This is a genomic window from Rhizobium leguminosarum, assembly GCF_001679785.1.
GTDB lineage: Bacteria > Pseudomonadota > Alphaproteobacteria > Rhizobiales > Rhizobiaceae > Rhizobium > Rhizobium leguminosarum_R.
On the sequence record NZ_CP016289.1, the window covers coordinates 87,710 to 109,689 of the forward strand.

The window sequence follows — 21,980 nt, forward strand, 5'->3', positions numbered from 1 at the left end:
CAGTATAGGCAGCCGGACGGAACTTGCCATGTCAGAATGCAAAAAATCCGTCAGAGATAGGGCGACCCCAGCCACAGCACCTTCTCCAGCAGCCGCACCGGGAAGGGTCGCGCCTGCAGCCCGTCAAGCGTCACCGGCGTTGCCGTTTTCAGGGTTTCTTCGATGTGCTCGTCGATCTCGGCGGCAAAACCCTCATTCAGCACTTCGAGATCGACCTCGAAATTCAGCCGCAGCGAGCGCGGGTCGAGATTGGAAGAGCCGACATAGGCCCAGGTGCCGTCGATCGTCAGCAGCTTCGAATGGCTGAAGCTGCCGGTGGAGCGCCAGATGCGGCAGTAGTTCTTGAGGATCTGATCGAATTGCGCCGTCATCGCCCGGTCGACCAGCACGAGGTTGTTAGCAGCAGGCACGACGATATCGACTTCGACGCCGCGCCGCGCCGCCGTCACCAAGGCGCTGATGAGTTCACGGTCGGGCAGGAAATAGGGTGACATGATGCGGATCGATTGGCGCGCCACGGAAAAGGCGCCCATCAGCATTTTGTGGTTGGTCTCGACGCTGCGGTCCGGGCCGGAGGCGACGACACGCATCAGAATGGGATCGCCGGGGCTGCGCTGCGGCGGTTCGATGCGCCAGGGCTCGTCGTTCAACAATTCCTGCGTGGAGAAGCGCCAGTCTTCGGCGGCGAGGTCGAAGAGGTCGGCGACGACGGGGCCGGTGACGCTGAAATGCGTGTCGTGGGCAAAGCTCTCGCCTGTTGCCTCCTCGCTGAAGCCCGCCCTGATGTTCATTCCGCCCGTCAGTGCAATTTTCCCGTCGACGATCAGGATCTTGCGGTGGGTGCGCAGATTGGCATAAGGCAGCCGCAAGCCCATGATGACGTTGCCGTTGAAGACGGCAACGGTGACGCCGCCTTCCCTGAGATAGCCGAGAATGCTCGGCACCGAATAACGCGCGCCGACCGCGTCGATCAGCACCCGGACCTCCACACCACGCCTGACCGCAGCAATCAGCGCATCCGCGATGCGAAGGCCGACCGCGTCGCGGTCGAAGATATAGGTTTCGAGCAGGATGCTGCGCGCCGCCTCGTCGATGCTTGATTTCATCGCCGCATAGGCCTCGTCGCCGGTCTCCAGCATGTCGATCGTATTGCCTGAAGTCAGCGGATTGCGCGTTACCCGGTCGCCGAGTGTCTGCAGCGCCGCAAAGCGGCGACCGAACTGGCTGATCACCGTCTCGGCCTCGGCGTCGAAGGTCTCCAACTCGTCGAATTCGGCCGCAAGCAGCAGCGCGTCACGGCGGACGCTTAGCGACTTGCGGCGGATACGGTTGATGCCGGCAATCGCATAGAGCACCGCGCCGATGATCGGAGACAGAATGATGACGCCGACCCAGCCGATCGCGGCGCGCACCTCCTCCTTGGTCATGGCGGCATGGATCGCCGCGGCAGTCCCCATGGCGATCGAGACGACAAAGAGGATATGCGGCCAGTAGGTCGACAGGAGATAGAACATCGCTGGCGAATATAGCCGCGAAACGGCGGCGTTCAATCGCGCCGTCGCTCTCCCATGACGCGAAATTTTTCGCCGTGATCATTTTTGCGGCCCAGCGCCGCCCGTTTCAGCAGGGAACAATCCCTGCGCGGATCGATTGATCCCGAGGAGGTGAGGATCGCCATCATGAACATCGCCGCAAACATCGGTCCCGCATTGGCGCTCGAAGTCGCGGATGCCGAAAGCATTGCCGAACTCCGGCATCAGGCCATGGCTGTACCCGTTGTGATCTCTACAGGAATGCCACGCAAATCGTCTTCGGCGAAGGCTCTGTGAAAGCCGAGATCGTCCTTGTCGGCGAGCAGCCGGGCGATCAGGAGGATCTGACCGGCAGGCCCTTTGTCGGCCCCGCCGGCCGGCTGCTCGATCGCTGCCTCGAAGAGGCCGGTCTCGATCGTCAGCGCTGTTATGTCACCAATGCCGTCAAGCACTTCAAGTTCACGCCGCGCGGCAAACGGCGGCTACATGCAAAACCGAATGCCGGCGAGATCAGGCGTTGCGCCTGGTGGCTCGGCGCCGAGCTCAACATCCTGCAGCCGAAGCTCGTCGTGACGCTCGGCGCAAGCGCGCTTTATGCGCTGCTCGGTCCGAAGGTGAAGCTGACGCCGGAGCGCGGCCATATCCTGCATCCGGAAAACCGTCCGCCTGTCCTGGTCACGATCCACCCTTCCTATCTCTTACGCATCCGCGACGAGGCGGAGCAGCGCCGGCAGCGCCGGGATTTCGTCTCAGATCTGCACAAGGCGGTGGAGTTTCGGTCCCAGTGAAGGCCGATTCTCAACCCTAATATGCTGCGATGCGAAATATTTCCGGTTGCGGCGCGATTTCGCTTGAAAGAGCTCCCCTCCTCTGGAACCATCCAAGCAGTATCGCGTTCGAACGACGGCATCATGTGACTGGAGATCAGCGATGGCAGAAACTCGGGAAGAGTGGATCAAAAAACGTGCATACACCCTCTGGGAAGAAGAGGGTTATCCGACAGGGCGAGATTCCATCCATTGGGAACAGGCACGACACGAGCGCGACGCGCTCGAGGGCTCGGCTGCATCTTCCAAGGGCAAAGAGGTCAAGCCCAAGACGAAGCGCACTGCGACAGGCGGCAAGACGAATGGCGTGGTCACGCCGGCGCCGAAGCGCACCGCGAGCCGCAAGACCGCGTCCTGAACACTAGAATACTGAGCATCTCAATTAAAAAGGGCGTCGCCTCGACGCCCTTGATCCTTTTTTGTCATATGCCTGAATTGATTGTGCGATATTGAATTGCAGGGGTGGGGGCTTCCATGCGGGGGTGAACAGAGGCCGGATGACGCTGCAAGCTTTGAGGCTTCCCAAAAAAGTTGAGCCCTGCCCGGATAGTCGGGAACAAGAGCATCCCATGGCTGTTTATGGCGAAACCGGGGAAGTTGCCATGAACGACAGCCGTATCGAAATCCTCTCAAACCCGTTCTTCGCCGCCAGCGGCCGCGTTTCAACCGCGATCGTGTGAGGGATGGAGATGTCGCTCCTCGTCATCGCCGCACTGCTCTACCTCGGTCTCGCGCTCGGGTTCATCCTTGTCGTCGACAATCTCGTCGGACTGGTTTTTCGCGATCCGCGCGCGCCGGTTCAGCTGGTCTCCGTCTATATCGGCCGCGTCTTTGCCGCATCGCAAAAACTCTATCGAAAATAACAGCCCACAGGCGCCGTCCGCAGACCGCTAAAGTGTTGAACGCCCGGCAGTTAAGGATATTTCGACCGCGCCCTTTCCCTCCCATCGGAAGCCTCTATGTTGACGGTTTGGAAGGGCTGAACCCCGAGGTGACAGATCACCCCGGCGCGGCTGACGACAAGAAAGCGATTTTGAATGGGAAGCGTCGGGAACGGCTGGCCGAGAGGCGGCGGCGAAATCGGCGAATTGTTACGGCATCCGGCTTTCCACGCCGTCGGTCTCGGTCCGGTCGAAAGCTGGCCTGCATCTCTCAAGCATATCGCCGAAATGGTGTTGAATTCGCGCCAGCCCAAATTCGTCGCCTGGGGTCCAGATCTCGCTTTTCTCTACAACGACGCCTATGTGCCTGTTTTCCCGGAGCGGCATCCCCATGCACTCGGACGACCCTTCCGCGAGGTCTGGGCGGATATCTGGGAACAGTTCTCGCCGATCATCGCCAGCACGCTCGAAGGCAGTTCGCAGCTCTTCAAAGAGCTGCTCATCCCGATGCGCCGCGACGGCCGTACCGAGGACACTTGGTTCACCTTCTCCTACACCCCGCTGCGCGACGATGACGGCAAGGTCGCCGGCATCCTCTGCGCGGCCCTCGATGTCACCGACCAGGTGTCGGCCAAGCGCGGCGAACAGCGCGCGCTGGAAGAACTGCGTGCAAAATCGGAGGCGCTTGCGGTCGTCAATCGGGCGGGTGCGGCGATCACCGCCGAACTCAGTGTCGAATGCCTCACCCAGATTGTCGTCGATGCCGGCGTGACGCTGACCGGTGCGGAATTCGGCGCCTTCTTCTACAATGTCGATGATGGCGAGGGCGGCAGCTACATGCTCTATGCGCTCGCCGGCGTCGATCGGAAGGCCTTCGAGAAATTCCCGATGCCGCGCAATACCAAGGTCTTCGCACCGACCTTCAACGGCGAAGGCATCGTGCGCTCCGACGACATCCTGCTCGACCCGCGCTACGGGCAGAATGCACCGCATGCAGGCATGCCGAAGGGGCATCTTCCGGTCAGGAGCTATCTTGCCGTGCCGGTGAAATCACGCGACGGCAGCGTCATCGGCGGCTTGTTCTTCGGTCACGGCCAGCCCGGCCGTTTTTCCCAAGCGGCCGAGGCGAGCCTAGTCAGCCTCGCCGGCCAATCGGCCGTCGCGATCGACAATATCCGGCTCTTCCGCGCCGCCAAAGTCGAAATCGACCAGCGCCGCGACATGGAAGATCAGCTGCGGAAACTCAATGAAATGCTCGAGGTCCGCGTCACGGCCGAGATTGCCGAACGCCAGCAGGCCGAAGCAGCGCTCCAGCAGTCGCAGAAGATGGAATCAATCGGCAAGCTCACCGGCGGCGTTGCCCATGACTTCAACAATCTGCTGCAGGTGATCTCAGGCAATCTGCAGCTTCTCGGCAAGGATGTGGCAGATAGCGGCCGAGGCAAGGAACGCATTTCCAACGCGCTTGCCGCCGTCGAACGCGGCTCGCGGCTGGCGAGCCAGCTGCTCGCCTTCGGTCGCCGCCAGCCGCTGGAACCGAAGGTCATCAACATCGGCCGTCTGGTCACCGGCATGGACGACATGCTGCGCCGCGCACTCGGCGAGGAGATCGAAGTCGAGACCATGGTCTCCGGCGGTCTCTGGAACACCTTCGCCGATCCGATCCAGATCGAGAATGCGCTGCTCAACCTTGCGATCAACTCCCGCGACGCGATGGATGGCGCCGGCAAGCTGACGATCGAGGTCGGCAACGCCTTCCTCGACGATTCCTACAGCCGCATCCATCCTGAAGTCACCGCCGGCCAATATGTGGTGCTCGCCGTGACCGATACCGGCGCCGGTATGACGCAGGAGGTGATGGAGCAGGCCTTCGAGCCCTTCTTCTCGACGAAACCGGAAGGCAAGGGCACCGGTCTCGGCCTTTCGATGGTCTACGGCTTCGTCAAGCAATCCGGCGGCCACGTGAAGATCTACAGCGAGATCGGCGAAGGCACGACCGTCAAGCTCTACCTGACCCGCTCGTTCCGAAGCGAGGATCGGGTCACGGCCGCCGACAGCGTACCGGCCGCCGGGGGCACGGAAACCATCCTTGTCGCCGAGGACGATGAGGGCGTGCGCGTCACCGTCGTCGAGATGCTGTCGGATCTCGGCTACTACGTGTTGAAGGCCAAGGATGCGCAAAGCGCGCTCACCGTGATCGAAAGCGGCGCCCATATCGACCTGCTCTTTACCGATGTCGTCATGCCCGGGCCATTGAGGAGCCCGGAGCTTGCGCGGATGGCGCGCGAGCGTCTGCCTGATATCGCCGTGCTCTATACATCGGGCTATACCGAAAATTCGATCGTCCATGGCGGCCGGCTCGATCCCGGCCTCGAACTGCTCTCCAAGCCCTATACGCGCGAGGAACTCGCCCGCAAGATCCGCCACGTGCTTACTATCAGGACGCAACGCCGCCAAGGGGCGAGCGATGCCGCAGTGGCCCCTGCCAAACACCCCGAGATCGCCCGCGAAAAGCTGAAGCTGCTGCTCGTGGAAGACGACGCCTTCATCCGGATGGATACTGCCGAGATTCTGCAGGATCTCGGCTATGACGTCATCGAAGCTGACAGCGGCGAAAGGGGCGTGGAAATCCTCGGACACACCATTGTCGACATCATCGTCGCCGATGTCGGCCTGCCCGGCATGTCGGGCCAGGTCTTTGCCGCCAAGGCGCGCGAGGCCTTTCCGTCGGTCGGCCTGGTCTTTGCCACCGGCAACAGCAGCCTGCCGGATGCAAACCGTCTCCCCGGTTCAGTGCTGCTGTCGAAACCTTTCAGCAGCACGGCGCTCGACCAGGCGGTCAAGAACGCCGTCCAGCAGCGGCCTGGCGCCTAGAGTATCTCTGTTTTCTTTGCTGCCACCTCTGCTTTTATGCGTCGGCGCCGTCGAACTCGGGATATTTGCGCATCAGATCCACTTCGCTGGTGCAGCTGTCGTCGCGCGCCGTCAGTTCGATCGAGATCGTGTCGGCAGGACCGCGACGACCATTATCGTGATGGCTGCCGCCATCGTGATAGACGGGAATGCGCGCACCGCTCTGACTGACCAGCACGGCATCCCGCTCGAAGCCCCTCTGCAGCAGCCAGTCACGCGGCGCCATCAGGCGGATGTCGACCTCGTAGGAACGTCCTATCCCTTGCTTGAGGCCGACGGTATAGGTGACCGGCGATACTTGGCCGTTCACGTCGATCGCGCCGTTTCCATCGGCTTTGACGATGTGTTTTTCCAAGTTCTCGGCTCCTTCTTCTGTGCAGGCCTTTCCCATCGGAAACCTGATAAAAGCGGCTTTTGTTCCGAATCCGGGCCTTGCGGGCCACGACCGCGGCCGGAACTTTTGGGCTCCCGATCGGTTCAGTCCCTTTGCAAACCAGAGGAGGCCGAGATGCCGAGAGGTGACAAATCCGACTATACCGACAAGCAGAAGCGCAAGGCCGAGCACATCGAGGAGGGCTACGAGGATCGCGGCGTCTCCGAGAAGGAAGCCGAACGGCGTGCCTGGGCGACCGTCAACAAGGAAAGCGGCGGCGGCGACAAATCCGGTTCCGGCCGCGGCAAGAAGGATACGCATGAATCCTCCGAAAAGGGCGGCCGCATCGGCGGCGCGGCATCCGCCGCACGCTCGAAGGAGGAACGGTCCGCTTCCGCGAAGAAGGCCGCCGCGACGCGCAAGCGCAACGAACACCACAGCCACCATTAACAACTGATGCGGCAAGCGGGGGCTTTCCGTCAGCCGCATAGGGAGTTTAACCCATGGCCAAATCGAAAAAGAAATGGTCGCAGGACGTCACCGAACACAGCGATGCGATGGACCTGAAGGAAGGCGTGTTCAAATCGGACGATCCGAAGAAGATTGCCCGCTCCGTCAAGCACTCCGCCGAGGAGAGCGATCGCCGCAAGTCGAGTCCCTTCCGCGCCGCCATGTCGATGCTGACCTTCTACATCAACCGCGCCGGCGACCAGCTGACGAAAAAGCGGCGCGGCACCCTTGAAAAGGCCAAGGACGAACTGCGAAAAGACTTCGGTCGTCAACCGAAGGATTGAGCGCTCATGGCATACGAACTTTATTATTGGGACGGCATTCAAGGCCGCGGCGAATTCGTGCGGTTGGCGCTGGAAGAAGCTGGCGCCGACTATATCGACATCACCCGCCAGCCCGGGCGCGGTACCGGCGCCATGTTCGACATCATGAAAAGCGACAGCGAACCGCACATTCCCTTTGCGCCGCCCTTCCTGAAGGACGGCGATCTCATTGTCCCGCATGTCGCCAACATCCTGTTTTACCTCGGCCCGAAGCTCGGCCTTGCGCCTAAGGATGAAGGCCTTCGCCATGTCGTCAACGGCCTGCAGCTGACCGTCACCGATTTCGTCGCCGAAGTGCACGATACGCACCACCCGATCGACATGTCGCTCTTTTACGAGGATCAGAAGCAGGAAGCGAAAGCCCGCTCCGCTGCCTTCATCCGCGACCGCATTCCGAAATTCCTCGGTTATTTTGAGCGTGTGCTGCAGCAGAACCCGAAAGGCCCCAACCATCTGGTCGGCGATGCGCTGACCTATGTCGACCTCTCGCTCTTCCAGGTGATCGAGGGCCTGAGCTACGCCTTCCCGAGAGCCATGACAAACCGCAAGGCGGAATATCCCGCACAGCTGGCTCTGCATGATGCTGTGGCTAAGCGTCCAAACATTGCCCGTTATCTCGCCTCCCCCCGCCGCCTCGCCTTCAATGAGGAAGGGATTTTCAGGCATTATCCTGAGCTGGACAGTGCGGGCTGACTTAAGAGCAGTTCATTCGAGCGGCACCGCCGCACCGAAGAAATTTCCCCACGGGTCTCTCGGCTGGGTCTCCAATCGCCGTGGCACGTTGCCGAGCGTGAAAGCGGCGGGACCGCTCACATCGTTCAATTCGGACCAATCCAGCGGCATGGAAACCGGCGCACCCGATCGTGCCCGCGTCGAATAGGCCGCGACCGCCGTATTGCCGCGGCCGTTGCGGAGATAATCGATGTAGATATGTCCACCGCGTTTTGCCTTCGTCGCGGTTGCCAGATATGTGTCCGGCGCGTCGGCCGACATGCTTTCGGCAAGCGAGTGGGCGAAATCCTTCACTTCCGCCCAGCCGGCCTTCGGCGCGAGCGGCGTCACCACATGCAGTCCCTTGCCGCCCGACGTCTTGACGAAGGCAGCCAGGCCGCGGGCTTCCAGCCGCGTCTTCAATTCAAGTGCTGCCGAAATCACCGCGCTCCAAGCCACGTCCTCGCCGGGATCGAGGTCCATGGTGATCATGTCAGGCCTTTCCCAATTGTCGATCGTCGTGCCCCAGGGATGAATTTCGAGCACGGCCGATTGCACCAGCGCCACGAGACCGTTGAAATCGGCGATGCGCAGCAGCTTTTCGCCGTCCGCATCCTGCGGGTCGGCGATCTCCTCGATATGCGGATTCATGCCTTTCCAGGCATGTTTCTGGAAAAACCGTTGTTGGCCCTTTATCCCGTCCGGCAGACGCAGCAACGCCAACGGCCGGTTGACGACATAAGGCGCCATGAATGGCCACACCGCCGCATAATAATCCGCCAGCGCCTGCTTGGTCACGCCCTCGTCCGGCCAGTAGAACCGGTCGGGATGGGTCAGCGATACATCAGATGCCGGCGGATGTGTGGGGCTCATTCTTCGATCTCGCTTGTGAGGAAATCAAGTAGCCTGTTTTCCTCGGCCCGCAAGCCCCGTAGCGGCTCGTTACCAGTCTCGATCAGCGGATGATCGTTGCCGGCGAGCGCGATGATCGCGGGATGGATATAGCTCGAGCGCGAGATCGCCGGTGTGTTGTGCAGCGCCTCGGCCGCGGCCTCCGACATCTGCTTTACCGTCGGCCGGCCGCCACTGAGGATCGTCTCACGCGCCACACCGAAGGCCGCCAGCGATCCCGCCCAGGTGCGGAAGGTTTTCGCCGAAATGGGAATGCCCGATATTTCGGCCAGATAGGCGTTCAACCGGCCGGAATCGATTGGTTTCAGCGCCCCGCTTTCGTCCTTCCAAACGAAGAGCTGGCGGCCGGGCAGGTCGGCTATCTCCTCCAGGATCTTCTGCAGCCTGGGATGCTTGAGGCTGCGCTGGACGCGCTTGCCACCCTTGGCGCGAAATTTCAGCTCTATCTGACCGTCGACGATCTTCAGGTGGCGCTTCAGCAGCGTCGTTGCGCCATAGGTGCCGTTCTCCCTGACATAGGCCTGGTTGCCGACGCGTAAGTGCGCCTCGTCGAGCAGCGTCGTCAAAGCCGCAAGCACGCCGTTGACATCCTCCGCACCGGTGTCGAGATGGCGCAGCACGGTCCGGCGTATCCGAGGCAGCGCCCGGCCGAACTCAATCAGCTGATGGAATTTTCCCGCACTTCGGAAGGATTGCCAATCCTTGTGGTAGCGGTATTGCTTGCGCCCACGTGCATCGAAACCTGTCGCCTGCAGATGGCCGTTGTCGTAGAGGCATATCCAGACATTCTCGTAGGCTGGCGGCAGACCGAGCGCGCGGATGCGCGCCCGCTGCAATTCGTCGGCAAGCGTCGTGCCGTCGGGCATCACATAGCTGAAGCCCTTACCCTTCCTTCGTCTGCGGATGCCTGGTTCAGTATCGCTGACATAGACGAGACCAAGGTCGGTGATGGCTTCGGCATTCATGTTCTCTGCGACCCGTTACTTGCTCCTGCGGCCGAACTGAAACCACCACCGGCGCCCGGCCTTGGTCATGTCCTTCAGCGGCTCGGTCTGCCCCTCCGGCGCAAAGACGGCAACGCTCTGGGCATAGACCATGACCGGATTATCCTGATCGCGAACCTTAAAGGCATCCCTCTCCGCCCCGGTGTCGGCAATCCGCGACCATTTCGTCAGTCCGTTTACCTCCGGCACGTAGAATTCGCAGTCGCCGCCGGCATTGAAGATGAGGAAGAGGTCATCCATCGTCTCGGTCTCGGGCGCATTCGCGCTCTTCGAGAGATAGACGCCGAGCACCCGCAGTTCGTCATCGTTCCAGGCACCGTCATCCATGAAGCCGCCGTCCGGTCTGTACCAAGCGATCTCGATGCGGCCGTCCTCGCCGGTTTCGCCGGTCAGGAACCGCTCCTGCCGCAGAACGGGATGGGCCTTGCGGAAGGCGACGGCTTGCCGGCAGAAATCGAGGAAAGGATCCTCGAGCCCTGCCCAATCGGTCCAGCCGATTTCGTTGTCCTGGCAATAGGCGTTATTGTTGCCGTCCTGGCTGTTGCCGAGCTCGTCGCCGGCCAGGATCATCGGCACGCCCTGGGAGAGCATCAGCGTCGCCATCATGTTGCGCCGCCGCCGTGCCCGAAGGCTGTTGATGTCCTCGTTATCCGTCACGCCTTCGGCACCCATGTTGTCCGAATGATTGTCCGAATGTCCGTCCCTGTTATCCTCGCCGTTCGCGTCATTGTGCTTGTCGTCGAAGGAAACCGTGTCCATCAACGTGAAGCCGTCATGGGCCGACAGCAGATTGATCGATGACGTCGCACCGCGATCCGAGTGGTTGAACTGTACCGCCGAGCCGGTGATGCGTTGCGAGATCTCCGAGACCATGCCGCCATCGCCCTTCCAAAAGCGACGCACGTCGTCACGAAACTTGTCGTTCCACTCACGGAAGGGATGTGGAAAGCCGCCAACCTGATAACCGCCATCGCCTACGTCCCAGGGCTCGGCGATCAGCTTGACACCGGCAAGGATCGGATCCTGGCGAATGGCGCCGAAGAACAGGCCCTGCCGATCGAATTCCATATCCTGGCGGCCGAGCGTGCTGGCAAGGTCGAAACGGAAGCCATCGATATGCATGACGCCGACCCAGTAGCGCAGGCTGTCGAGCACCATGCGCATCACCATGGGATTGGCGGCATTCAGCGTGTTTCCGGTCCCCGTGGTATCAAAGGTGTGGCGCGGATCGTCGGGGGAGAGAATGTAATAGCTCGCATTGTCGAGCCCGCGGAAGGACAGCGTCGGTCCTTTCTCGCTGCCTTCGGCGGTGTGGTTATAGACCACGTCCATGATGACTTCGATGCCGGCGGCATGGAACTTCTTCACCATGGTCTTGATTTCGGTGATCTTGTCGCCGGACATGTAACGAGATTGCGGCGCGAAGAAGCCGAGTGTCTGATAGCCCCAATAATTGCGTAGGTTGTTTTCCAGGAGATAACGATCATCGAGGAAATACTGGATCGGCAGCAGCTCGATCGCCGAGATGCCGAGCTTGACGAGATGGTCGATGATCGGATCGCTGCACATGCCGAGAAAGGTACCGCGTAGCCGGTCTGGCACCTTCGGATGGGTCATCGTCAGGCCGCGCACATGCGCCTCATAGATGATGGTGTCGGGCCAGGGGCGGCGGATCGCCTCTTCACCCGCCCAATCGAAGTCCGGATCCTGCACCACGCCCTTGACCATGAATGGCGCGCTGTCACGCTCGTCGAAAGAAAGGTCGTCCTCGCCGATCTGATAACCGAAGAGCGCGTCATCCCATTTAAGCTCGCCCGTCACCTGTTTGGCATAGGGGTCGAGCAGGAGCTTGTTCGGATTGAAGCGATGGCCGGCTTGCGGGTCATAGGGGCCGTGGGCGCGATAACCGTAGACGGTGCCCGGCCCGACGCCGGCGATATAGCCCGACCAGATGTCGCCTTCGCGCTTCGGCAACGGCAGCCGGGCGATCTCGTTCTTTCCGTCAGGCGAGAAGAGGCAGAGCTCCATCTGTTCCGCATGGGCGGAGAATACCGCGAAATGGGTGCCAGAACCCGTATACTCCGCTCCCAGCTCCGGCTTGAGGAAGTCGAGTTCCGAAAATGAAAAGCTCATGGTGCCCCGCTCGCTGAAAAGACCAAGCGGGAAACGTCATGGCGGTTCGAAAGTTCCCTTTTAAAAAGGAAGCAAAGGGTCTTGCTCGCCGATCGAAGCGTTCACGGCATCAGCTGGCCGCCATTGACCTCGATGATCTGGCCGGTGATGTAACCCGACAACGTCGGCGAGGCGAGGAAGAGATAGGCGCCGACGCAATCCTCCGACGTGCCGACGAAGCCCATCGGGATCGACTTGCGCTGCAGCTCCATCTGCTCGTCATTGGTATAACGCTCGTGGAAGGGCGTGGCGATGACACCCGGCGCCACCGCGTTGACGCGGATCCTGTCGGCGACGAATTCCTTGGCGTGACCACGCGTGATCGTCGAGACGAAGCCCTTGGACGCCGCATAAAGGATCGCACCATTGCCGCCGCCATTGCGCGCGGCGATCGAGGTGGTGTTGATGATGAAGCCACCCTGCTTTTTCAGCCACGGATGCGCCGCACGCGTGGCCGCCAGCACCGAGCGGGCGTTGAGATCCATGACCGCGGCATAATGCGCGTCGGTATAGTCCGAGGTCGGCTTGCGCCCCAGCATGCCGCCGGCATTGTTGATGAGGCCGTCGAGATGACCGAAGGTCTTCGCCGTCTCCTCGACGACACGCTCGGTCTCGCCTTCCCTCGACACGTCACCTTGGATCAGATGCACGGCGCCGCCGGCAGCCCGGATCTCCTCGGCAAGCTTCTCCGCCGGTTCGCGGCTGGTATTGTAATGCACGCCGACCTTGGCCCCTTGCGCCGCAAAGGCGCGAGCGAGCGCCGCGCCGATCCCGGTTGAGGCGCCGGTGATCAGCACGGCCTTGCCGGACAGGTCCGGCAGCTTGATGGATGCGAGCGATTGCGCGAGTTCGACCATGGCGACGATTGCCTCCCGAAAAACCAAGGACATAGGTGATGAAACGAATAGGAGAAGTCTTATCAGGGGAAATCGACAAAGGGCAATGCACGAAAAGGCGAGGTTTGCGTCGCTCTTGGGAGTGCCGGATAGTCTTCATGCAAGCGGCCATCGTCACCGACGGCCGCCTGAGGTTGCCTGCAAGAACCGAAAAGGGTCTCGTTACGGAGCCACACCAAAGGCTGGCTGCGGCTTTTGGCGGGCGAGAGGCGGAAATGCCAGCGCTATCGCCGCAGCTCCCAGCCCGACCATTGCGGAGCCGATGAACAGCCAGGAATAATTGGCGAATGTGTCGAAGATCCAGCCGCCGATCAGAGGGCCAAAGGCCATGCCGAGGCTGGAGAGCATCGTTGCCGCGCCCAGGACCGTACCGATGATGCGTTGCCCGAAATATTCCCGCGCCAGCAGCGCATAAAGCGGCATCACGCCACCATAGGCGCTACCGAAGACGATGGCGAGCGCATAGAATTCGGTCAGCTCGCTGACGAGGAGATAGGTCGCGAGTGCGGCTGCCTGCACCAGCAGTCCGGCGACCAGCACCGGCTTCACGCCGATCCTGTCGGCGAGGCTGCCATAGAGCAGCCGGCCGCCGAGCCCCGCCAGTCCCTCGACGCTGTAGATGCTGACCGCCGCCATCGGTGCGATGCCGCAGATCGTCGCATAGTTCACCATGTGGAAGATCGGGCCTGAATGGGCCGCACAGCAGGCAAAGAAGGTAAGGCCGAGCACGATGAATTGCGGCGACCGGAAGACTTTCGACAGCTGCGGCCTAGCGCCTTCCGCGGCAAATCCGGTGTCGGCATCTGCGGTCTCGGCAGGCGGACGCCTGACCAGCAGCGCGGCTGGCACCAGCAGCACCCAGGCAGCAATGCCGATGATCAACATGGCCGGCCGCCAGTCATAGGCCGAGATCAGCCAGCGCGCGAAGGGCGAGATCGTCATCGGCGCGACCCCCATGCCGGCGGAGACGAGCGACACGGCAAGGCCGCGATGCTCGTCGAACCAGGCGGTCGTCGCCGCGATCATCGGCGCGAAGAAGGCGCTGGCGGCCAGTCCGACCAGGACACCATACGTCAATTGGAATTGCAGCAGGGTCTCGGCCCGGCTCGCCAGCACCAGCGCCAGGCCGAGCAGCACCGAGCCTATCAGCACGACCGCGCGCGGGCCGAAGCGGTCGCTTGCCGCCCCCCAGAGGAAGCCGCCTAAACCCATGACGATGAAATTCAGCGTCATCGCGCTCGCTATGCCGACATGCGACCAGCCGGTCGCCGTGGCGATCGGCTCCTGAAAAATCGCCAGCGAGAACATCGCGCCGATTGCCACGCATGACATCAGAGCGCCGACGGCGACGATGACCCAACGATAAGAAACACCCATGGCTTCATAACCTCCATGCCGACAGAGTGATCGCGAGGCACGCGGCACCCGCCGTATTCCGCGCCTGCGATCTCAAGACGTTTGAACCGCCGCGATTTCGACAGCGCATTCACATCTTTTTTCGCCGCACGACGTGGCCGCTAAAGCGTACGAAACATCACCAATGCGTCGACGTAACCCTGCGTCGGATGAAGGAAGACTCCAGGAAGCCGGCCGACGATATCGAAGCCGAGAGATTGCCACAGCCCAACCGCGCGTTCATTGCTGCTGACGACGAAATTGAACTGCATCGCCCGAAAGCCCCGCAAGCGGGCATGCTCCAGGGAATGCTCATGCATCAGCCGCGCGACGCCACGGCCGCTCGCGGCGGCATCGGTCATGTAGCCGCAATTGCAGACATGCCGTCCGCCGCCTGCCTGATTGGCCTTGATGTAATATGTGCCGAGGATCACGCCGTCCTCTTCGGCGACGAAGGTCTCGCGGTCCGGTCCCATCCAGTAGGCCAGCGCATCGGCCTCAGCGAGATCGCGATCGAGCGCATAGGTTTCGCCGGCGCGGATCGTCGGGCCGATAATCCTCCAGATCGCGCTTCGATCGTTCTTGTCTGCGGGTCGGATCAGCATGCCCGATCTCTAACGAAGCCGAGCGCCCCGCGCAACGGGTCGGCAGCCTCCGGCAAAAGCTGGAAACATCCCGGCCTCAAACCCTTTCAAGTGCTATCGCAATCCCCTGCCCGACACCGATGCACATGGTCGACAGCGAGTATTGTCCGCCGGTCTGCAGAAGCTCGAGTGCTGCCGTGCCGGTGATGCGTGCGCCCGACATGCCAAGCGGATGGCCGAGCGCGATCGCGCCGCCATTGCGGTTCACCCGTGCGTCATCATCGGCAATGCCCAGTGCGCGCAGCACCGCCAGCCCCTGGCTGGCAAAGGCCTCGTTGAGTTCGATCACGTCGAACTGATCCGCGGTCATGCCGAGCCGTGCCATCAGCTTGCGCGAGGCCGGGATCGGCCCGACACCCATCACCCTTGGCGGAACCGCGGCAGCCGCGCCGCCGAGGATGCGGGCGATCGGCGTCAGGCCGTATTTCCGCGCCGCCGCTTCGGAGGCGACGATCAGTGCGGCCGCCCCGTCATTGACGCCGGAGGCATTGCCGGCCGTCACCGTGCCGCCTTCCTTTTTGAAAGGCGTGGCGAGTTTCGCCAGCGTTTCGATCGTCGTCGCGCGCGGATGCTCGTCCTTGTCTACGACAATGGGATCGCCCTTGCGCTGCGGGATGGTCACCGGGGTGATCTCCTTCGCCAGGCGCCCGTTCGCCTGGGCAGCGGCCGCCTTTGCCTGGCTTCGCACCGCGAATGCATCCTGGTCTTCGCGGCTGACATGATAGTCCTCGGCGACATTCTCGCCGGTCTCCGGCATGGAATCGACGCCGTATTGTTTCTTCATCAGCGGGTTGACGAAGCGCCAGCCGATCGTCGTGTCATGGATTTCGGCCGCCCGTGAAAAGGCCGTCTCGGCCTTCGGCATGACGAAGGGCGCGCGTGACATGCTCTCGACGCCGCCTGCGATCATCAACTCGGCCTCGCCGGAGCGGATGGCGCGCGCCGCCATGATCACCGCATCCATGCCGGAACCGCAGAGCCGGTTGATCGTCGTGCCGGGTACCGCGATCGGCAGGCCGGCGAGCAGCGCCGACATGCGCGCGACATTGCGGTTGTCCTCGCCCGCCTGGTTGGCGCAGCCGAAGATCACATCGTCGACGGCTTCCCAATCGACGGCGGCATTTCGTTCCATCAGCGCCTTCAGCGGGATTGCTCCGAGATCGTCGGACCGCACCTGGGACAGCGAGCCGGCGAAGCGGCCGATCGGCGTTCTGATATAGTCGCAGATAAAGGCTTCGGTCATGGCTTTTCCTTAGAGTTTGGGGACGACGAGGTCGCCGACCGGCCCCTCGAGGTGCAGCGGCGCACCGGTCATGGCCTGCAATTCCTCCTGCGACATCGCGGCCAGCTTCTCGCGCAGGACGAAACGTCCGTTGACGATGTCGATGACGGCATGGCTGGTATAGACGCGGGTGATGCAGGCGACGCCGGTCAGCGGGAAGGTGCATTTTTCCACCAGCTTCGGCTCGCCTGTCTTGGTGACGTGCTCGGTAATGACGCAGACCTGCTTGGCGCCGTGCACCAGGTCCATGGCGCCGCCGACGGCCGGCACGCCCTTGCTGCCCACCCGCCAGTTGGCGAGATCGCCATTCTCCGCAACCTGATAGGCGCCGAGGATCGCGACGTCGAGATGACCGCCGCGCACCATGGCGAAGCTGTCGGCGTGATGGAAGAAAGCGGCACCCGGTTTCAGCGTCACCGCCTTCTTGCCGGCGTTGATCAGGTCCCAGTCCTCCTCGCCTTCCGCCGGCGGCTCGCCGAAATTCAGTATGCCGTTTTCGGTGTGGAAGATCGCCTGACGGCCGGGCGGCTGATAGCGGGCGACCATTTCGGGAAAGCCGATGCCGAGGTTCACATAGGCGCCGTCGGCAATGTCCTGCGCGGCGCGCCAGGCGATCTGCGCATTGGAAAGCTTGATGTCTTCCCGGGTGTTGATGGAGCTGTGATCGACGGTCATACGTAGGCCACTCCGGCTCGAATGAGCTCTTCTTCCTGCTGGGGATTGGGGACGGCAACGACGCGGTCGACGAAGATGCCTGGCGTCACCACCTGCTCGGGATCGATGCCGCCGGCCGGCACGATGGATGAGACCTGGACGATGGTCTTCGCCGCCGCCATGCACATCAGCGGATTGAAGTTGCGGCCGGCCTTGTTGTAGGTGAGATTGCCCTGGATGTCGCCGATCGCAGCCTTGACGATCGCGAAGTCGGCCTTCAGCCAGCGCTCCTGCACGTAATGGCGGCCATCGAATTCGGCGATGACCTTGCCGTCGGCCAGTTCGGTGCCGTAGGCGGTCGGCGTATAAAAGGCCGGGATGCCGGCCCCGCCGGCGCGGATGCGCTCGGCAAGCGTTCCCTGCGGCACCAGCTCGAGTTCGATTTCGCCAGCCAGATATTTATCCGTGAAGGCGCGCGGATCGGACGAACGCGGGAAAGAGCAGATCATCTTCCGCACCATGCCGGCATCGATCATCGCAGCGATACCGATGCGCCCGTTGCCGGCATTGTTGTTGATCACGGTGAGGCCTTTGGAGCCCTTGTCGATCAAGGCATGAATGAGCTCGATCGGCGCGCCCGAGCCACCAAAACCACCGATCATGACGGTCGCGCCATCCCCGATCTCAGAGACGGCTTCCGCCGTGCTCCCGACTGTCTTGTCCATGCGGGCCCTCTCCTTGGCTATATCGGTCGGGGAACTCCCATCCCGTCCTCTGGCGTAGACATAAAGCGCGGCGGGCCAAGCGGCAATACATTTGTGCGATATTTGACATTTGTTCATATATCGCACAATAAGGAGTGGTCGGGCGCAGCCCGAGCAGTCGATCCAGTGAATCGATTGCAGCGACGAATGCCCGAAGCGCAAGCGAAGGGTGAAGCACCATAGAATGCGTTCCGACAGGCAACCCCAACAGGAGCCCACCATGCGCGAAACGGATTTTGTCAGTGGCTTTGCCCGCGGCCTGAAGGTGATCGAGGCTTTCGGCGAAACGCGGCAACGGCTTTCGATCGCCGAGGCCGCCAAGCTGACGGAGCTTGACCGAGCCACTGTGCGCCGCTTGCTGCTGACGCTCGCCGAACTCGGCTATGCCGATTATGACGGCAAGTTCTTCACGCTGACGCCGAAGATCCTGCGTCTTGGCCATGCCTATCTCGCGGCGACGCCGCTGCCGGCGCTGTTACAGCCGCATCTCGATCATCTCTCTGAAAAGGCCGGCCAGAGCGCCTCGGCCTCGGTGCTCGACGGCACAGACATCGTCTATATCGCCCGCGCCTCGCAGCGCCGCGTCATGTCGATCAACCTCACCCCCGGCAGCCGCTTGCCCGCCTACTGCGCCTCGATGGGCCGCGTGCTGCTTGCAGCCCTGGCCGAGAGCGAGGCGCGCGCGATCCTTGCCCGCAGCGAACTAAAGCAAAACACGCCGAATACGAAGACCGATCCGGACGAACTGATCGCCGAGTTCCGCCGGGTCCGCACTGAGGGATACGCCATCATCGATCAGGAGCTGGAGATCGGCCTCTGCTCCATCGCGGTGCCTGTCGACAACGACCGCGGCGAAACGGTCGCGGCGATCAATATCGGCGCGCCGGCCGCGCTCGTGCCGGCGGCAGAGATGAAGGAACGCTATCTGCCGCTGTTGAGGGAAACACAGGCCGCGTTGCGGCCGCTGCTGCGGCGGTGACGGCAAGCCTGGCCACAGAGCGGCCCGAGCCGAGGGCTGGGGCCGCTCGACCCAGTGATCGGCCTTCGGCGGCGCGACGTGATCCCAGAAGCCGCAGCGGTCCCGAGAACCTTGACCGATACCGATATGCAATCTGTCGGGCATTGACCCGAGCCGACGGACCACTCGGCCAGTCTGAGGACGGAAACGCATCTCGCGACCGTTGCTTGAGAATATGCAATCAATGATTTATATGCGTCATCGATGAATGGAGGTAGCGATGGCCAACATGACGATCAGGAATCTCGCCGATGCCATTCGCGCCCGCTTGCGATCGGTCGGGGGAATTGAGCTCGAAATTCCGCCCCGCCATCCGATCCGGGACGCGCCGGACTTTGGCGCGTAACGTTCCCGATACTAATGTCATATCGGAAGTCGGAAGGGCTTCACGTTCATTCATGGCGGCTGGAAACCGGGCCGCTATCTTACAAACCGTCGAAGCATACCCACTTGATGTATCATAATTTCCGATATACACCATTTGATCGGAAACTATGGGGGAATGATGGAACGCTCGTTTTTGACGATTGCCGCCGGCGAGAATAATGATGCGATACGCGCGCTTTCGGCGCCGGCGCGGCTCGAGATGCTCAAGCTGCTCTGCGCCAAAGGGCCGATGAATATCAACGATATCGCGCGTGCTCTTTCTCTTCCTCAATCGACTGTCGCCACCGGGATCCAAATTTTGGAAGACGCCCGGCTTGTCGATTCCCAGCTGACGAAGGCGCGCAAGGGAAACCAGAAGATCTGCTCTGCGATCTACAGCGAAATTCTGATCAGCTTTGAGGAAAGTGCCGCCCAAAGGGCCAATAATATCATCGAAGTCGAGATGCCGGTCGGGCTCTACACCAGTTGTGACGTGCATGCGCCCTGTGGTCTTTGCTCCACCGAGAGCGTCATCGGTCCGCTCGATGTTCCCGACTATTTTCTCGATCCGCAGCGCATGCAGGCCGGGCTCGTCTGGTTCGGCAGGGGCTATGTAGAATATAAATTCCCCAACAATGCCAAGGTGTTGAACAAGGATATCCGCGCCATCGAGTTTTCGCTGGAGCTATCGTCGGAAGTGCCCGGCACCAATCCGGACTGGCCTTCCGATATAACGCTCTGGGTCAACGGAATGGCGATCGGCACCTGGACGTCCCCTGGCGACTACGGCGACAAGCGCGGCGCCTTCACGCCGGCCTGGTGGAAGCTCGAAGGCTCGCAATATGGGATGATGAAGACCTGGAGGATATCGACGCGCGGCACCTTCATCGATGGCGTCGCCGCATCGAATGTCACCCTCAGCGACCTCGCGCTTGCCCAGCACTCCTCCATTCGGCTCCGGGTCGGCATCGCCGAGAATGCCGGCCATACCGGCGGCGTGAATATTTTCGGCCGCGGCTTCGGAAATCACGGGCGCGACATCATCATGCGACTTCACGTCTGAAAAATCAAAATCGGAAATCTTGATTTAAATATCACATTTTTTTCGGGTTTCGGCAGCCGATAAAATCGTACAAGCGACTGAAATAAAACAATTTTTTCTGAAATCCATATTAGTATGATTAAAGTCGTAACTTGGTTGACAGAACAACATTCCTGATATCAAGTTAGAGGCAAGAAAACAAAATATCTGATATATAAACGGGAGGATCCGTTGAAGACGAACGTTGTGGTTCACCGCGATTTCCGCATCGCGACCATCGATTCCAGGCTCTACAGTTCATTTCTCGAGCACCTCGGCAGGGCGATCTACGGGGGCATTTATGAGCCCGGACACCCGACGGCCGATGAGGACGGATTCCGCCGCGATGTCCTCGATCTGGTCCGTGAGCTCGACACCCCATATTGCCGTTATCCCGGCGGCAACTTCGTCTCGGCCTATAATTGGGAAGACGGCGTCGGTCCGCGTGCCGAGCGCCCGGTGCGCCTCGATCTTGCCTGGCGTACCCGTGAAGCCAACCAGATCGGCGTGAATGAATTCGTCGACTGGTGCAAGAAGGCGAATACCAAGCCGATGCTTGCCGTCAATCTCGGGTCACGCGGCCTGGATGCCGCCCGCAATTTCCTCGAATATTGCAATCATCCGGGCGGCACCTATTGGTCGGATCTGCGCCGCAAGCACGGCTGGTCCAATCCGCACGATGTCAAATTGTGGTGCCTCGGCAACGAGATGGATGGTCCCTGGCAGGTCGGGCACAAGTCGGCTTATGAATATGGCCGGCTGGCGGATGAGACGGCGAAGGCCATGCGCGGCTTCGACAAGTCGCTCGAGCTCGTAGTCTGCGGCTCGTCCAATTCCGACATGAAGACCTATCCCGAGTGGGAAGCGCAGGTCCTCGAGCAGTGCTATGACAGCGCCGACCATATCTCGCTGCATATGTATTTTGCCAACCGCGAGAAAAATACGCTCAACTATCTCGCCCGCGCGACGAAGCTCGACCGCTACATCACCACGATCGGCGGCGTGATCGACTATATCAAGGCGAAAAAACGCTCGAAGAAGACGATCGGCATTTCCTTCGACGAATGGAACGTCTGGTATCATTCCAACCAGCAGGACAAGGAGATCCTGGCGCGCGACGAATGGCCGGATGCGCCGCACCTCTTGGAAGACATCTATAATTTCGAGGACGTGCTGCAGGTCGGGGGCATCCTGAACACCTTCATCCGCCGCTCCGACCGCGTGCGCATCGCCTGCATCGCGCAGCTCGTCAACGTCATCGCCCCGATCATGACCGAGGACGGCGGTGCGGCGTGGCGCCAGACCATTTATTATCCGTTCTATTACGCCTCCAGATATGGCCGTGGAACGGCGCTGCAGCTGGTCGTCGATGGCCCGACCTATGACAGCGACGAGGAGAACGACGTCCCCTATCTCGACGTATCGGCAGTCCATTCCGAAGACGGCAAGACGCTGACCTTCTTTGCCGTCAACCGCCATCCGAGCACGGCGCTCGATCTCGATGTGCGGCTGGAAGGCTTCGCAAATGCCCGGGTGGTCGAGCAGGTGGAGATGACCCACGGCGATCTGGAAGCCGTCAATACGGCTGCGCGGCCGAAGACGGTCGCCCCCGTCAATGTCGAGAGTGGAAAGATCGAGGATGGACGGCTGCGGGCGGCGTTGAAACCGTTCTCCTACAACGTCATCCGGCTGTCGGTGTGACAGCTACCGCCGGACGTTCCG

General features: G+C 61.4%; 23 protein-coding genes and 1 pseudogene. 12 read left to right on the forward strand and 12 right to left on the reverse strand.

Going from position 1 to position 21,980, the window contains the following annotated elements; all coding sequences use genetic code 11:
* Positions 1-50: 50 nt before the first annotated feature.
* Positions 51-1,514, reverse strand: a complete 1,464-nt coding sequence (locus BA011_RS31965) for a phospholipase D-like domain-containing protein (RefSeq protein WP_065284160.1) — start codon at positions 1,512-1,514, stop codon at positions 51-53.
* A 32-nt stretch (positions 1,515-1,546) separates the two neighbouring features.
* Positions 1,547-1,681 (reverse strand): hypothetical protein, encoded by a 135-nt coding sequence (locus BA011_RS46155; protein ID WP_257785325.1) that lies wholly within the window; start codon positions 1,679-1,681, stop codon positions 1,547-1,549.
* On the opposite strand from BA011_RS46155, the pseudogene BA011_RS31970 reads away from it, so the two are divergent.
* The 5 genes and pseudogenes from BA011_RS31970 (at position 1,680) to BA011_RS31985 (ending at position 6,114) form a co-directional block, all read left to right on the forward strand.
* A pseudogene (locus tag BA011_RS31970) lies at positions 1,680-2,320 on the forward strand (UdgX family uracil-DNA binding protein). The gene BA011_RS46155 and the pseudogene BA011_RS31970 sit on opposite strands and share 2 nt — an antisense overlap.
* 142 nt (positions 2,321-2,462) lie before the next feature.
* Complete coding sequence (locus BA011_RS31975) at positions 2,463-2,717, forward strand: DUF2934 domain-containing protein (RefSeq protein WP_065283822.1); 255 nt, start codon at positions 2,463-2,465, stop codon at positions 2,715-2,717.
* Positions 2,718-2,856: 139 nt separating this feature from the next.
* Positions 2,857-3,039: a hypothetical protein gene (locus tag BA011_RS31980; protein ID WP_065283823.1), complete on the forward strand. Its 183-nt coding sequence runs from the start codon at positions 2,857-2,859 to the stop codon at positions 3,037-3,039.
* A 9-nt stretch (positions 3,040-3,048) separates the two neighbouring features.
* Positions 3,049-3,222 (forward strand): hypothetical protein, encoded by a 174-nt coding sequence (locus BA011_RS44580; protein ID WP_186806615.1) that lies wholly within the window; start codon positions 3,049-3,051, stop codon positions 3,220-3,222.
* 174 nt (positions 3,223-3,396) lie between these two features.
* Entirely contained in the window at positions 3,397-6,114 is a 2,718-nt protein-coding gene (locus BA011_RS31985; RefSeq protein ID WP_065283824.1) for a response regulator, read from the forward strand.
* A gap of 34 nt (positions 6,115-6,148) precedes the next feature.
* On the opposite strand, the gene BA011_RS31990 is transcribed toward BA011_RS31985, so the two are convergent.
* On the reverse strand, positions 6,149-6,508 hold the full coding sequence (locus BA011_RS31990) for a hypothetical protein (protein ID WP_065284161.1): 360 nt from the start codon (positions 6,506-6,508) through the stop codon (positions 6,149-6,151).
* Positions 6,509-6,661: 153 nt separating this feature from the next.
* On the opposite strand from BA011_RS31990, the gene BA011_RS31995 reads away from it, so the two are divergent.
* The 3 genes from BA011_RS31995 to BA011_RS32005 are packed head-to-tail and all read left to right on the forward strand — an operon-like array spanning position 6,662 to position 8,052.
* Positions 6,662-6,976 carry a plasmid stabilization protein gene (locus BA011_RS31995; RefSeq protein ID WP_065283825.1) on the forward strand — a complete coding sequence of 105 codons (315 nt, stop codon included), beginning with the start codon at positions 6,662-6,664 and terminating at the stop codon, positions 6,974-6,976.
* 53 nt (positions 6,977-7,029) lie between these two features.
* Positions 7,030-7,320, forward strand: coding sequence for a DUF3175 domain-containing protein (locus tag BA011_RS32000; protein ID WP_020053081.1), 291 nt, complete (start codon positions 7,030-7,032; stop codon positions 7,318-7,320).
* A gap of 6 nt (positions 7,321-7,326) precedes the next feature.
* The gene (locus BA011_RS32005) at positions 7,327-8,052 is read left to right on the forward strand and encodes a glutathione S-transferase (protein WP_065283826.1); all 726 of its coding nucleotides are present in this window, start codon (positions 7,327-7,329) and stop codon (positions 8,050-8,052) included.
* 12 nt (positions 8,053-8,064) lie between these two features.
* On the opposite strand, the gene ligD is transcribed toward BA011_RS32005, so the two are convergent.
* The 9 genes from ligD to BA011_RS32050 form a co-directional block, all read right to left on the reverse strand.
* The gene (gene ligD, locus BA011_RS32010) at positions 8,065-8,943 is read right to left on the reverse strand and encodes a non-homologous end-joining DNA ligase (RefSeq protein WP_065283827.1); all 879 of its coding nucleotides are present in this window, start codon (positions 8,941-8,943) and stop codon (positions 8,065-8,067) included.
* Positions 8,940-9,947 (reverse strand): DNA topoisomerase IB, encoded by a 1,008-nt coding sequence (locus tag BA011_RS32015; protein ID WP_027665671.1) that lies wholly within the window; start codon positions 9,945-9,947, stop codon positions 8,940-8,942. The genes ligD and BA011_RS32015 overlap by 4 nt, the downstream gene beginning before the upstream one ends.
* Before the next feature lie 15 nt (positions 9,948-9,962).
* Entirely contained in the window at positions 9,963-12,119 is a 2,157-nt protein-coding gene (gene glgX, locus BA011_RS32020; protein WP_065283828.1) for a glycogen debranching protein GlgX, read from the reverse strand.
* Positions 12,120-12,220: 101 nt separating this feature from the next.
* Entirely contained in the window at positions 12,221-13,015 is a 795-nt protein-coding gene (locus tag BA011_RS32025) for an SDR family NAD(P)-dependent oxidoreductase (RefSeq protein WP_065284162.1), read from the reverse strand.
* Positions 13,016-13,216: 201 nt separating this feature from the next.
* A complete protein-coding gene (locus BA011_RS32030; RefSeq protein ID WP_065283829.1) occupies positions 13,217-14,431 on the reverse strand; it encodes an MFS transporter in 1,215 nt (404 codons plus the stop codon).
* 140 nt (positions 14,432-14,571) lie between these two features.
* Positions 14,572-15,054 (reverse strand): GNAT family N-acetyltransferase, encoded by a 483-nt coding sequence (locus BA011_RS32035; protein ID WP_065283830.1) that lies wholly within the window; start codon positions 15,052-15,054, stop codon positions 14,572-14,574.
* A 76-nt stretch (positions 15,055-15,130) separates the two neighbouring features.
* Positions 15,131-16,336, reverse strand: coding sequence for a 3-oxoadipyl-CoA thiolase (pcaF, locus tag BA011_RS32040; protein WP_065283831.1), 1,206 nt, complete (start codon positions 16,334-16,336; stop codon positions 15,131-15,133).
* 9 nt (positions 16,337-16,345) lie between these two features.
* The gene (locus BA011_RS32045; RefSeq protein ID WP_065283832.1) at positions 16,346-17,050 is read right to left on the reverse strand and encodes a CoA transferase subunit B; all 705 of its coding nucleotides are present in this window, start codon (positions 17,048-17,050) and stop codon (positions 16,346-16,348) included.
* On the reverse strand, positions 17,047-17,754 hold the full coding sequence (locus tag BA011_RS32050) for a 3-oxoacid CoA-transferase subunit A (RefSeq protein WP_065283833.1): 708 nt from the start codon (positions 17,752-17,754) through the stop codon (positions 17,047-17,049). The genes BA011_RS32045 and BA011_RS32050 overlap by 4 nt, the downstream gene beginning before the upstream one ends.
* A gap of 259 nt (positions 17,755-18,013) precedes the next feature.
* Here BA011_RS32050 and BA011_RS32055 point away from each other — a divergent pair, with 259 nt between their 5' ends.
* The 4 genes from BA011_RS32055 to BA011_RS32065 all read left to right on the forward strand — a co-directional run bounded on the left by BA011_RS32055 (position 18,014) and on the right by BA011_RS32065 (position 21,959).
* Positions 18,014-18,772 (forward strand): IclR family transcriptional regulator, encoded by a 759-nt coding sequence (locus BA011_RS32055; protein ID WP_065283834.1) that lies wholly within the window; start codon positions 18,014-18,016, stop codon positions 18,770-18,772.
* Between the two features lie 259 nt (positions 18,773-19,031).
* The gene (locus BA011_RS46160; RefSeq protein WP_257785326.1) at positions 19,032-19,157 is read left to right on the forward strand and encodes a hypothetical protein; all 126 of its coding nucleotides are present in this window, start codon (positions 19,032-19,034) and stop codon (positions 19,155-19,157) included.
* Positions 19,158-19,313: 156 nt separating this feature from the next.
* Positions 19,314-20,240 carry an ArsR/SmtB family transcription factor gene (locus BA011_RS32060; protein ID WP_017957935.1) on the forward strand — a complete coding sequence of 309 codons (927 nt, stop codon included), beginning with the start codon at positions 19,314-19,316 and terminating at the stop codon, positions 20,238-20,240.
* A 210-nt stretch (positions 20,241-20,450) separates the two neighbouring features.
* Positions 20,451-21,959, forward strand: coding sequence for an alpha-N-arabinofuranosidase (locus BA011_RS32065; RefSeq protein ID WP_065283835.1), 1,509 nt, complete (start codon positions 20,451-20,453; stop codon positions 21,957-21,959).
* The last annotated feature ends 21 nt before the right edge of the window (positions 21,960-21,980 follow it).